We start from the raw sequence: 11,557 nt of genomic DNA, 5'->3' as shown, positions 1-11,557 counted from the left end.
AACCCACGGAGACGCCCCATGGCACAGATCATCAACACCAACACGATGTCGCTGAACGCCCAGCGCAACCTTTCCACCAGCGGCAACTCGCTGGCCACCTCGATCCAGCGCCTGTCATCGGGCCTGCGCATCAACAGTGCGAAGGACGACGCGGCGGGCCTGGCGATCTCCGAACGCTTCACCACCCAGATCCGCGGCATCAACCAGGCCGCGCGCAATGCCAACGACGGCATTTCGCTGGCGCAGACCGCCGAAGGCGCGCTGGGCGAGATCGGCAACAACCTGCAGCGCATCCGCGAGCTCGCCGTGCAGGCGCGCAACGCCACCAACTCCGATTCCGACCGCCAGGCGCTGAACGCCGAAGTGCAGCTGCTGAAGGCTGAAATCCAGCGCGTGGCCGAGCAGACCAACTTCAACGGCACCAACCTGCTGGACGGCAGCTTCACCAACCAGGCCTTCCAGATCGGCGCCGACCAGGGCCAGACGATCAACATCTCGCAGATCGCCAATGCCAACATCAAGGAACTGGGCAACTGGAACCAGGTTGATACCTCGGCACTGTTCACCGCGGTGGCCCCGATTGGCGCCGGCGCTGGCGCCGCAGTCCCGGGCACCGCCGATCTCGATCTGTCCGGCATTGCCGATCCGACCCTGGGCTTCACGTTCGAGGTCGGCGGCGCCCAGGTCAGCGTTCCGGTCGGTGCCGGACGTGATGCAGCCGGTCTTGCAACGGCGGTGGCGGCTGCCATCAACGGGGCAGTGCCGGGTCTGGCCGCAGCAGACGGCGATGACAACGTGACCTTGACCAACACCGGCAACGCCGCTGTGCTGATCGATACGTTCTCCAACGGCGTAACCGCGCAGACCGTCGGTCCGCAGACCGGCGGCGGCACGGCCTCGTTCAGTGCAGGCAGCTTCACCCTGACCGGCGCCAAGGGCACGGCTACCATCAACTTCGCAGCAGCCGGTGGTGCAGGCCAGCGTGCCAGCGATCTGGTCAAGTCGATCAACGACCAGAGCTACAACACGGGCGTGACCGCTTCGCTGGACAGCAATGGCCGCCTGCTGCTGGCATCGCAGGACGGCGATTTCACCCTCGCCGGCGGCGCGACCCTGACCGAACAGACGGGCCTGACCGCAGGTACCACGGCGGGCGCCGCCATCGGCAGTGCATGGGCCGCCGGCGGGCCGAAGTCTGGTTTTGCCGACCTGGACATCACGTCCACGCTGGGCGCGGACAACGCACTGAACGCGATGGATGCGGCGCTGACCTCGATCAACTCCTCGCGCGCGGATCTGGGCGCGGTGCAGAACCGCTTCAGCTCGACCATCGCCAACCTGACCACATCGTCGGAGAACATGTCGGCCGCGCGCAGCCGTATCCGTGATACCGACTATGCAACGGAAACCGCCGAACTGACCCGCACGCAGATCCTGCAGCAGGCCGGCACGGCGATGCTGGCCCAGGCCAACCAGGCGCCGCAGAACGTGCTCAGCCTGCTGCAGTCGTAATACCGCCCGGCGCTGCCAGCGCAGCACCCAAAGGCCCCGCCAGGCAACTGGCGGGGCCTTTTTTCCATTCCAGAGTCGACCCCAGCGAAAAAATAATTGACTTGTGGCTAAAGGCTGGGCAGGCAGTGCCGTTATTGATTTCAGCAGCGGCAGCACACCCCTTCGGGGCGCCCATCCACTGCCCCCGTTACCGGCCAGGCTGATCTGCCGGACCCACTGCCAAAAAGGAAAACCGCACCATGGCACAAGTCATCAACACCAACACCATGTCGCTCAACGCACAGCGCAACCTGGGCACCAGCGGCAACAGCCTCGCCACCTCGATCCAGCGCCTGTCCTCCGGCCTGCGCATCAACAGCGCAAAGGACGACGCGGCCGGTCTGGCCATCTCCGAGCGCTTCACCACCCAGGTGCGCGGCATGAACCAGGCCTCGCGCAATGCCAACGACGGCATTTCGCTGGCACAGACCGCCGAAGGCGCCCTGGGCGAGATCGGCAACAACCTGCAGCGCATCCGCGAGCTGGCCGTGCAGTCCCGCAACGCCACCAACTCCGATTCGGACCGCCAGGCGCTGAACTCCGAAGTGCAGCTGCTGAAGGCTGAAATCCAGCGCGTGGCCGAGCAGACCAACTTCAACGGCACCAAGCTGCTGGACGGCAGCTTCCAGAGCCAGTCCTTCCAGATCGGCGCCAACCAGGGCCAGACCATCGACATCGCCCAGATCGCCAATGCGAACATCGCATCGCTGGGCAACTGGAACAAGGTCGACACCGCCGCCAAGATGACCGGCGCGGCTCCGGCCGGCGCAGCAGGCGCAGGCGGCGGTGCCGCTACCCCGGGTACCGCGACGCTGGACCTGTCCTCGATCGCTGACCCCACCTTGGGCTTCACGTTCGATGTGGGCGGCACCGAAGTGACGATCGACGTCGATGCAGCCGGCACCCGTGATGCAGCAGGTCTGGCAACCGAAGTGGCGGCCAAGATCAATGCAGAGGTTGCAGGCCTTGCAACGGCCAATGCAGGCAACGTCAGCCTCAGCAACACTGGCGCTGCCGACGTGGTGATCGATAACTTCTCCAACACCGTGGCCGACGTCACCGTAACGGCCCAGACCGCTGGCGGCGGCGCCGCCGGTCCCAACACCTTCTCCTCGGGCAGCTTCACCCTGACCGGTTCGAAGGGTTCGGCCACCATCAACTTCGGCGAAGCCGGCAGCTCGGCACAGCGCGCTGACGAGCTGGTCAAGTCGATCAACGCCCAGAGCTACAACACCGGCGTTTCCGCTTCGCTGGATTCGGGCAAGCTGGTCCTGACCGGCGCCGATGGCAACGTCACCGTGGCTGCCGGTGGTGGCTCCGATGCCGCCGGCCTGCTGGCCCAGACCGGCCTGACCGCCGGCTCCACCGCCGCCAGCGCCGTGGGCACTGCCTGGGCCGCCGGCGCTGCCGACACCGGCTTTGACGACCTGGACATCTCCGACGTTGCCGGTGCCGACAACGCACTGAAGGCGATGGACGCTGCACTGGACTCGATCAACTCCGCCCGCGCCGACCTCGGCGCCGTGCAGAACCGCTTCACCTCGGTGGTGGCCAACCTGAGCACCTCCTCGGAGAACATGTCCGCTGCACGCAGCCGCATCCGCGATACCGACTACGCTTCGGAAACCGCAGAACTGACCCGCAACCAGATCCTGCAGCAGGCCGGTACGGCGATGCTGGCCCAGGCCAACCAGTCCAGCCAGAACGTGCTGAGCCTGCTGCGCTGATCCAGCGGCCAGGCAACAGGTAAGACCGGAAAGGGGGCGAAAGCCCCCTTTCCGTTTGTGTGAGTGTGAGAGCGTGACGACCAACGGTCGTCACTCACCGTGCGCGGCGGTGACGGATTGACGGCCAGCGGCCGTCACTACCGCCGCGGTGGCATGGAGCTTGCATCAAGGGGGCAGCGCAACCGCGCTCAAGCTTGCCCGACCACGGCCGATAGCAGATGCATGGCATCGGCGCGTGCCGTCCTCGTAAAAGGATCTCTCCATGTCCCTCGGCACCATTGGTTCCGGCCTCGACATTCCTACCCTGGTCTCCCAGCTGGTTGCCAGCGAGCGTGCGCCGCGCCAGAACCAGATCAATACAGCGGGAACCGCCGCCACGGCGAAAGTATCCGCGCTGGGCAGCATCAAGAATGGCATGACCAGTCTGCAGACTGCGCTGGCCGCGCTGGTGAAAGGCGCCGCCGCGCCAGGCATCAAGCCCAGTACGCCCACCGAATCGAACTTCACCGCCACCCTGGATACCGCTGCGACGGCCGGCAAAGCCGCGGCCGGCACGCACGAGGTGGAGGTCAAAGCACTGGCGCAGAGCCAGAAGCTCAGCTCCAAGGCCTATGAAAAGGACGCCGTCATCGGCGATGGCACGCTCAGCATCGGCCATGGTGACAAGACGATCAATGTCACCATTCCGGTTGGCGCCAAGCTGTCGGAGGTCGCTGCGGCGATCAACTCCGCCGCCGGCGGCAAGGGCGTCACCGCGGCCATCGTGACCGCCGATGATGGCCAGCACCTCGTGCTGAGCGCGGTGGATTCGGGCACCAAGGGCGCGCTGACGATCAGCACCAGCGGCGGTAACGGCGGCCTGTCCGAGCTGGTCCACGACCCGGCCGGCACCTCGAAACTGACCGAAATGGTCGCAGCGCAGGACGCGGTGGTGGTGGTGGATGGCTTCACCCGCACCTCCAGTTCGAACACCATCACCGACCTGGTGCCTGGCATCAGCCTGACGCTGACCAAGGCCAAGGAGGGTGAGAAGCAGACCCTGACCCTGACCCCGGACAACACGGCGCTGAAGGCAAACCTGACCGCCTTCGTCAGCGCCTACAACGCCATCCAGGGCACGCTGAAGTCCTCCAGCGCCTACAACGCGGAGACCGGCACGGCCTCCACGCTGACCGGCGATGCGATGGTGCGCGGGCTGCAGCAGCAGCTGCGCAGTTCGCTCAGCGCCAACGTCAATGACCTCAAGGCGATGGGCATGACCATCGCCGCAGACGGCACCCTGAGCCTGGACGCGGGCAAGCTCGATACCGCGATCGGCAAGGACCCGGAAGCGGTGAAGGCGCTGTTCGGCGCAGAAGGCAGCATCGGCAAGTCGATGACCGCCCTGCTGAAGAGCAACCTGGACACCACCACGGGCACGCTCGTGCAGCGCACCAACTCGATCAACAAGGAAATCAAGGCGCTTGAAAAGCAGCTGGATGACCTGGATGCGCGGATGGAAAAGGTCAGCGATCGCTACACCAAGCAGTTCACCGCCATGGAAAAGATGGTCGCCCAGATGCAGAGCGCGAGCGGCTCGCTCAGCTCGCAACTGCTCAGCAACAGCTGATCGCCTCAAGTTCGTCGGCCTCCGGGCCGATATCAAATGAAACATCTGGTGCCATCGCGCGTCGCCCGTCTCCGGGACCGCACGCACCATGGGACCCCAGGAGAAATACATGTACGGCACAAACCGGCAGTTCGCCGAGCAGTACCGCAAGGTCGGCGTCAGCACTTCGGTGGTCGACGCCGATCCGCACAAGCTGGTGGCACTGCTGCTGGCCGGTGCCTGCGAGCGCATCCGCACCGCGGAAGCCGCGCTGCAGCGCAGTGACCAGGCACGCAAGGGCAAGGCGATCGGCGAAGCCTGTTCCATCGTCGGTCATCTTGACGGGTCACTGGACCACGAGGCCGGCGGTGAGATCGCGGCCAACCTTTCGGCGCTGTACGAGTTCGTGATCGTACGTCTGACCGAGGGCAACCTGCACAATGACCCGGCTGCGCTGAAGGATGCCCTGAACCTGATGATGGAAATCGATTCGGCCTGGAACGCCATCCCCGGCGAGCAGCGCCAGATCCGCGGCGCAGGCGCACCATGAGCGCCCTGGTGCTGCAGCCACTGCACGCCTCGCTGGAGACATTGGAAGCACACCTGCCCAGCGGCGACCATGAAGGCAGCGAACGCCTGATGGCCGAGCACCTGCAGGCCGTCGCCGCACTTTCACTGAGCATCGAACGCCCCACCGACGAGGCAATCCGTGCCCTGCTCGCCCACCAGCAGCGGGTGATGGGCCGCATGGTGCAGCTGCGCGATGAAGCCGCTGCCCACATCAACCACGGCAAGCGCTCCCTTCGCGCCGCGCATGCCTACCTGAAGGCAGAATCGCTGGCATGAATACGCCCGCCGCGCCGCAGATCCACCACCCCGCAGAAAGCGAGCTGTTCGACGAAACGCTGAGCTGCGACGTGGACCTGCCCGCGGACTTCCTGCGCGGCAGCGGCGGCGTGCGCGCCACCGTGGCCGAACAGCTGCTGCGCAGCATCGGCCTGGTGGAAGACGGACGCGGCGAGGACAAGGACGACCGCGGCGAAGCCAGCCCCGGCCAGCAGCGCATCGAAGCCAAGCTGGACCTGGTGCTGCTGCTGGTCGGCCGGCTGGTGCGCCAGCAGGCCGATGCCCTGCCCCTGCGTCCGTTGCGCTGGTCGCGGCGCGGCATCCGCCTGCAGCTGGGGCCCCGCAGTGGTGCCGTTGCGGGCAGCGCCGGCACGGTGCGCCTGCAGCCCAGCGACTGGCTCCCCGACCACATCGACCTGCCCGTGCAGGTGCTGGCCGAAGCGGCCAATGGGGCGGGCGGCCATTACCTGTGGCTGCGTTTCGAGGAGCTCGGCGACGGGCTGGAAATGGCCCTGGAACGCCATCTGTTCCGCCTGCACCGCCGACAGATCGCCGACGCCCGACGTCACCGCTGAGGCGCAATACGGGATGGCCGTCGCTGTACGCGCCTGTCGCTATTGGCTGCCCGGTCGCGGTCCGCTATGGTGATCGCTTCCCTGCCTGTAGTTGCTCACCTTGCGCGTTCTGATCGTCGACGACCACACCCTTGTCCGCGCTGGCCTCGGGCGGCTGCTGCAGGGATTCGCCGACGTCCAGCTGGTGGCCGAAGCCAGCAATGCTGAACAGGCACTCCAGCAGACGCTCGACCATGCCCCCGACGTGGTGCTGATGGACCTGTCGCTGCCCGGCCGCACCGGCCTGGAAGCGCTCAGCGATATCCGCCTGCGGGCCCCGGGTTCGCGCGTGGTGATGATGACCATGCACGATGACGTCGCCCACGTGCGCGACGCCCTGGATCGCGGCGCGGTCGGTTTCGTGGTCAAGGATGCCGCGCCTGGCGAACTGGAGCTGGCCCTGCGCGCAGCGCATGCCGGGCAGGTGTTCCTGAGCCCGCAGATTTCGGCAAAGATGCTCGCCCCGATGCTGGGACGGGAGAAGCCGGTGGGCGTGGCGGCGCTGTCCCCGCGCCAGCGCGAAATCCTGCGGCGCATCGGCAGCGGACAGAGCAACAAGGAAATGGCGGCCGACCTCGGGATCAGCGTCAAGACCGTGGAAACCCATCGTGCCCGGATGATGGAATCGCTGGGCTGCCGTCGCGCCAACGACCTGGTGCTGCTGGCCGCGCGTCACCAGAGCGATCTGGAATAGCGGACGACGACGCTTTTCCGACGCCGCGGCCGCCGCGCGTCGGGATTGCTGCGATGGCGGGCCCGACCGTCACCGTGGATCAGTCACTTGCATCCGCCTCCGCGACGGAAATCCGTTGTGCTGTAGGGGTTTTCCTGACAATGGGTAAGGGTGGGCCCTAGCGCGCTCAGGAACCCCCCGATTTCCCCTACCCCAGCCAACAAGCAAGATGTGTTCCATAACGCGTCGGGGATGGCGCAGGGGAATGCAGATGAAAGCCGCACTCAATGTCCAGCTGGGCCATAACCTCCACCTGACGCCGCAGTTGCTGCAGTCGATCCGACTGCTGCAGCTCGATGGCCTGCAGCTGGAACAGGAAATCCAGCGCGCCCTGGACAGCAACCCGCTGCTTGAAATCGAAGAAGTCCGCGACAGCGTGGCCGAAGCCGGTAGCGCCGAGGACGCGGCCACCGATGCGGCCGCCTTTGACGAGCTGCCCGAGAGCGGCATGTGGGACATCCCCGGCGCCAGCTGGCAGGACGGTGACGAGGATCGCATGGCGCGCATCGCCGCCGGGCAGTCCAGCGATCCGCACCTGCGCATCCTGCAGGGCCTGGCGCTGGAACTGGACGAGCGCGCACTGGGCATCGCCGCCTTCTGGCTGGAACACTGCGACGACGCCGGCTACCTGCAGTCCCCGCTGGCGCAGCTGCAGTTGCTGGGCAGCGCCCGGCTGGACGTGCCGGCCGAAGAACTGGAAGCCATCCGCCAGCGCCTGCTGCAGGGCGACCCCGCCGGGATGGCTGCACAGAACCTGGGTGAATGCCTGCAGGCCCAGTTGGACGCCCTGCCCGGCGCCGTGGCCGCGCGCCACCTGGCACGGCGCATCCTGGGTGGATCGCTGGAGCTGCTGGCCAGCCACGATTACCCCGCCCTGGCCGCCGCCCATGGCAGTGAAGAAGCCGACGTGCACGAAGCGGTCCGGCTGATCCTGTCCCTGCAGCCGCGGCCCGGCGACAGCCTGCTGCCCGAGCGCAACGCGGTGGTGGTGCCCGATGTCAGCGCCTGGCACGCCGACGGCCAGTGGCGCGTGGCGCTGAACAGCCGCAGCAGCCGCCGGGTGGGCATCAACCGGGACTACGAACAGGCGCTGGCCGACTGCCCCGACGCCAGCCCGGCCATGCGCGAAATGCTGGCCGAGGCGCGCTGGCTGACCCGCGGCCTGTCGATGCGCCACGACACCCTGCTGCGCACCGCGCGGGTGATCGTCGAACGCCAGGCCGCCTTCCTGACCCGCGGCGACGAGGCCATGGCCCCGCTGACCCTGAAGGAAGTGGCCGATACCATCGGCATGCACGAATCCACCGTTTCGCGCATCACCACCGGGAAGTACCTGCAGACCCCGCGTGGTACCTTCGAACTCAAGCACTTCTTCGCCGTGCGGCTGGAAGGGGCCAGCGTCTCCGGGGCGGCCGTGAAAGCCATGGTGCGCCGGCTGATCGAGTCCGAACCGGCGGGGCGGCCGCTGGCCGACGAGGCCATCGCCGGCCTGCTGGCACGGCAAGGGGTGAACATTGCGCGCCGGACCGTTGCAAAATACCGGGAACAACTGGATATCGCCCCGGCGCGCGAGCGCCGCCGGCAGGTGGTCCGGCAACCGCTGATGGCCCGGGTGGGCTGAGGACATACTGGAATGGACAAGCTCACCGTGCTGCTGGTCGACGACCACGAGGGTTTCATCAACGCCGCCATGCGCCACTTCCGCAAGGTCGACTGGCTGGCCGTGGTCGGCAGCGCCGGCAACGGACTGGAAGCCATCGAGCGTTCGGAAAGCCTGCGCCCGCAGGTGGTGCTGATGGACCTGGCGATGCCGGAAATGGGCGGCCTGCAGGCCACCCGCCTGATCAAGTCGCAGGACGATGCCCCGTACATCGTGATCGCCAGCCACTTCGACGATGCCGAACACCGCGAGCACGCGTTGCGCGCCGGCGCCGACAATTTCGTCAGCAAGCTGTCCTATATCCAGGAAGTCATGCCGATCCTGGAAGGGCTGAAGGGAAACTGAAATGAGCGAGTCACGGATCCTGCTGCTGGACAATGACGCCGTCCGCGCCGAGCACACCGTCGCCCTGCTGGAATTCATGGATTTCAACCCGCGCTGGGTGGCCGACGCGGCGGATTTTTCCACCGGCCGCTATCGCCAGAACGACTGGATGGCGGTGATCGTCGGTGCGCTGGACGACAACGAAGCCAGCAATGCGTTGTTCCAGTGGCTCGGCCAGAGCAGCCTGCCACCGCCGGTGCTGCTGATCGACGGTGATGCACAGGCGTTCGCGCGCCAGCACGGCATGCATGAAGCCAATATCTGGTCGCTGGAGGCGCCCCTGCGCCACGCCCAGATGGAAGCACTGCTGCGCCGCGCCAGCCTGAAGCGGCTGGATGCCGAGCACCAGGCCGGCGCCGTGCAGGAACAGGGCCCCACCGGCAGCGGGCCGGCCGTGATCGCACTGCGGCAGATGATCGAACAGGTTTCCGCGTTCGACACCACCGTGCTGGTGCTTGGCGAATCGGGCACCGGCAAGGAAGTGGTCTCGCGCGCGATCCACCAGCGCTCACCGCGCCGCGATGGACCGTTCGTGGCGATCAACTGCGGCGCGATCCCCCCCGACCTGCTGGAAAGCGAGTTGTTCGGTCACGAAAAAGGCGCGTTCACCGGCGCCCTGAGCACGCGCAAGGGCCGTTTCGAAATGGCCGAGGGCGGCACCCTGCTGCTGGACGAAATCGGCGACATGAGCCTGCCGATGCAGGTCAAGCTGCTGCGCGTGCTGCAGGAACGCAGCTTCGAGCGCGTCGGTGGCAACGAGACGATCCGCTGCAACGTGCGCGTCATCGCCGCGACCCATCGCGACCTGGAAAGCCGGATTGCCGACGGCAAGTTCCGCGAGGACCTGTTCTATCGGCTCAACGTGTTCCCGATCGACGTACCTGCGCTGCGCGAGCGCATCGAAGACCTGCCGATGCTGGCCGAGAACATCGCCGCCCAGCTTGCACGCACCGGCCGTGGCGAAGTCCGCTTCGCCGCCGAGGCGCTGCAGGCGCTGGCCACCTACGCCTGGCCGGGCAACGTGCGCGAACTGACCAACCTGGTCGAGCGCCTGGCCGTGCTGCATCCCGGTGGCACCGTGCGCGTGCAGGACCTGCCGGTGCGCTATCGCGCCGACCTGCCGGTGCCTGCGGTAGCGGTCGCCAGCGTGGTGGACGCCCCCGCGGCCGGCGAAGAGCGGCTGGACCTGCGCAGCTTCTCCTTCCATGCGCCGGGCCAGGGCCATGCGCCGCCGCCTACTCCTCCGGCCGGCCTGCCGGATGATGGACTGGACCTGCGCAACCACATGGCGACCATCGAACTGGCGCTGATCCACGAGGCGCTGGAACGCACCCAGGGCGTGGTCGCGCATGCGGCCCAGCTGCTCGGCCTGCGTCGCACGACGCTGGTGGAAAAGCTGCGCAAGTACGGTATCGAACGCGACCAGCCGGAACTGACCGGCTGACCGGCACGCCGGGTAACGCCGGCAGGCTGGGTAGCGCCCAGCCACGCTCGGCGAGCGCAGCGGCGAAGGCAACCGCGTGACGACCAACGGTCGTCACCCACCGGATAGAGTGGCGTCCCCTACCGAGGGCAGCGGCATGACGGCCAGCGGCCGTCACTACCAACATCCTCGGCCCCCCATGGGTAGCGCCGAGCCACGCTCGGCGAGCGCAGCGGCGGAGGCAACCGCGTGACGACCAACGGTCGTCACCCACCGACGGCAACGGCATGACGGCCAGCGGCCGTCACTACCAACATCCTCGGCCCCCCATGGGTAGCGCCGAGCCACGCTCGGCGAGCGCAGCGGCGAAGGCAACCGCGTGACGACCAACGGTCGTCACCCACCGGATAGGGTGGTCGTCACCCACCGGATAGGGTGGCCGTCACCCACCGACGGCAACGACATGACGGCCAGCGGCCGTCACTACCGATAATTGCCTACCCGCGGTTTGGGGCTTTTCTTGAAGCCACGCCTCCGCTGGTGGCGCACGCTGGAAACTCCGTCCTGCCGGAGCACCTTCATGCGCACTCCTGTCTGCCTTCTCCTGCTGGCCACCGCCCTGCTCCCCGCCGCGCACGCCGCCCCCTACACGGCCGAACCCGGCTGCAGGTTGCCCGAGCATATCGATGGCCGTCGCTTCACAAACCTCAGCGACCCCACCTGGCGCCCGGACAATCCGAACGCCGGACGCATGGTCCGCGTGGATTTCTCGGGCAACCGCTACCTGCTCAGCGTGCTCGGCACGCGCCTGCGCTTCCACGGCAGCTACACGTATCGGCGCATGGCCGACAACATCGCGGTCATCGACATGCATGAGGCGTTCGAAGCCGGCGACAGCCACTACCAGCTGCTGCTGAGCTGCCGCACCGACCTGCAGGGGCGCTTCGTGTTCACCCAGTTCGACGGCCCGATCGAACCGCGGCGCCGCCAGAACGGTGGCACCTGGACCCTGCAGCCGCGCTGACGCGGCA

General features: G+C 67.1%; 11 protein-coding genes. All 11 read left to right on the top strand.

Annotated elements, in window-relative coordinates; translation table 11 throughout:
- Nucleotides 1–18: 18 nt before the first annotated feature.
- Nucleotides 19–1,512: a flagellin gene (locus QE373_RS08205; protein WP_309685373.1), complete on the top strand. Its 1,494-nt coding sequence runs from the start codon at nt 19–21 to the stop codon at nt 1,510–1,512.
- Between the two features lie 239 nt (nt 1,513–1,751).
- Nucleotides 1,752–3,278, top strand: a complete 1,527-nt coding sequence (locus tag QE373_RS08200; RefSeq protein ID WP_309685370.1) for a flagellin — start codon at nt 1,752–1,754, stop codon at nt 3,276–3,278.
- A 262-nt stretch (nt 3,279–3,540) separates the two neighbouring features.
- Nucleotides 3,541–4,887, top strand: coding sequence for a flagellar filament capping protein FliD (gene fliD / locus QE373_RS08195; RefSeq protein WP_309685368.1), 1,347 nt, complete (start codon nt 3,541–3,543; stop codon nt 4,885–4,887).
- Between the two features lie 109 nt (nt 4,888–4,996).
- Nucleotides 4,997–5,416, top strand: a complete 420-nt coding sequence (fliS, locus tag QE373_RS08190) for a flagellar export chaperone FliS (RefSeq protein ID WP_309685367.1) — start codon at nt 4,997–4,999, stop codon at nt 5,414–5,416.
- Nucleotides 5,413–5,712, top strand: coding sequence for a hypothetical protein (locus QE373_RS08185; protein ID WP_057507698.1), 300 nt, complete (start codon nt 5,413–5,415; stop codon nt 5,710–5,712). The genes fliS and QE373_RS08185 overlap by 4 nt, the downstream gene beginning before the upstream one ends.
- Complete coding sequence (locus QE373_RS08180) at nt 5,709–6,287, top strand: PilZ domain-containing protein (protein ID WP_309685364.1); 579 nt, start codon at nt 5,709–5,711, stop codon at nt 6,285–6,287. Before QE373_RS08185 ends, QE373_RS08180 begins: the two co-directional genes overlap by 4 nt.
- 100 nt (nt 6,288–6,387) lie before the next feature.
- The gene (locus tag QE373_RS08175) at nt 6,388–7,020 is read left to right on the top strand and encodes a response regulator transcription factor (protein ID WP_309685362.1); all 633 of its coding nucleotides are present in this window, start codon (nt 6,388–6,390) and stop codon (nt 7,018–7,020) included.
- Between the two features lie 250 nt (nt 7,021–7,270).
- Nucleotides 7,271–8,680, top strand: a complete 1,410-nt coding sequence (gene rpoN, locus QE373_RS08170) for an RNA polymerase factor sigma-54 (protein ID WP_309685361.1) — start codon at nt 7,271–7,273, stop codon at nt 8,678–8,680.
- A gap of 12 nt (nt 8,681–8,692) precedes the next feature.
- Nucleotides 8,693–9,064 (top strand): response regulator transcription factor, encoded by a 372-nt coding sequence (locus QE373_RS08165; protein WP_057507695.1) that lies wholly within the window; start codon nt 8,693–8,695, stop codon nt 9,062–9,064.
- A 1-nt stretch (nt 9,065) separates the two neighbouring features.
- Complete coding sequence (locus tag QE373_RS08160; RefSeq protein ID WP_309685358.1) at nt 9,066–10,547, top strand: sigma-54 dependent transcriptional regulator; 1,482 nt, start codon at nt 9,066–9,068, stop codon at nt 10,545–10,547.
- 559 nt (nt 10,548–11,106) lie between these two features.
- On the top strand, nt 11,107–11,550 hold the full coding sequence (locus QE373_RS08155; protein ID WP_309685356.1) for a hypothetical protein: 444 nt from the start codon (nt 11,107–11,109) through the stop codon (nt 11,548–11,550).
- Nucleotides 11,551–11,557: the final 7 nt, after the last annotated feature.

This window comes from Stenotrophomonas sp. SORGH_AS_0321 (assembly GCF_031453215.1).
Classification (GTDB): Bacteria; Pseudomonadota; Gammaproteobacteria; order Xanthomonadales; family Xanthomonadaceae; genus Stenotrophomonas; species Stenotrophomonas chelatiphaga.
Note: the sequence above shows the minus strand (reverse complement) of the source record. Positions and strands in the feature narration are given on the sequence as shown.

Coding starts and splice junctions, on each gene's coding strand:
- QE373_RS08205 (WP_309685373.1), top strand. CDS start 19: ATGGCACAGATCATCAACACCAACACGATGTCGCTGAACGCCCAGCGC.
- QE373_RS08200 (WP_309685370.1), top strand. CDS start 1,752: ATGGCACAAGTCATCAACACCAACACCATGTCGCTCAACGCACAGCGC.
- fliD (WP_309685368.1), top strand. CDS start 3,541: ATGTCCCTCGGCACCATTGGTTCCGGCCTCGACATTCCTACCCTGGTC.
- fliS (WP_309685367.1), top strand. CDS start 4,997: ATGTACGGCACAAACCGGCAGTTCGCCGAGCAGTACCGCAAGGTCGGC.
- QE373_RS08185 (WP_057507698.1), top strand. CDS start 5,413: ATGAGCGCCCTGGTGCTGCAGCCACTGCACGCCTCGCTGGAGACATTG.
- QE373_RS08180 (WP_309685364.1), top strand. CDS start 5,709: ATGAATACGCCCGCCGCGCCGCAGATCCACCACCCCGCAGAAAGCGAG.
- rpoN (WP_309685361.1), top strand. CDS start 7,271: ATGAAAGCCGCACTCAATGTCCAGCTGGGCCATAACCTCCACCTGACG.
- QE373_RS08165 (WP_057507695.1), top strand. CDS start 8,693: ATGGACAAGCTCACCGTGCTGCTGGTCGACGACCACGAGGGTTTCATC.
- QE373_RS08160 (WP_309685358.1), top strand. CDS start 9,066: ATGAGCGAGTCACGGATCCTGCTGCTGGACAATGACGCCGTCCGCGCC.
- QE373_RS08155 (WP_309685356.1), top strand. CDS start 11,107: ATGCGCACTCCTGTCTGCCTTCTCCTGCTGGCCACCGCCCTGCTCCCC.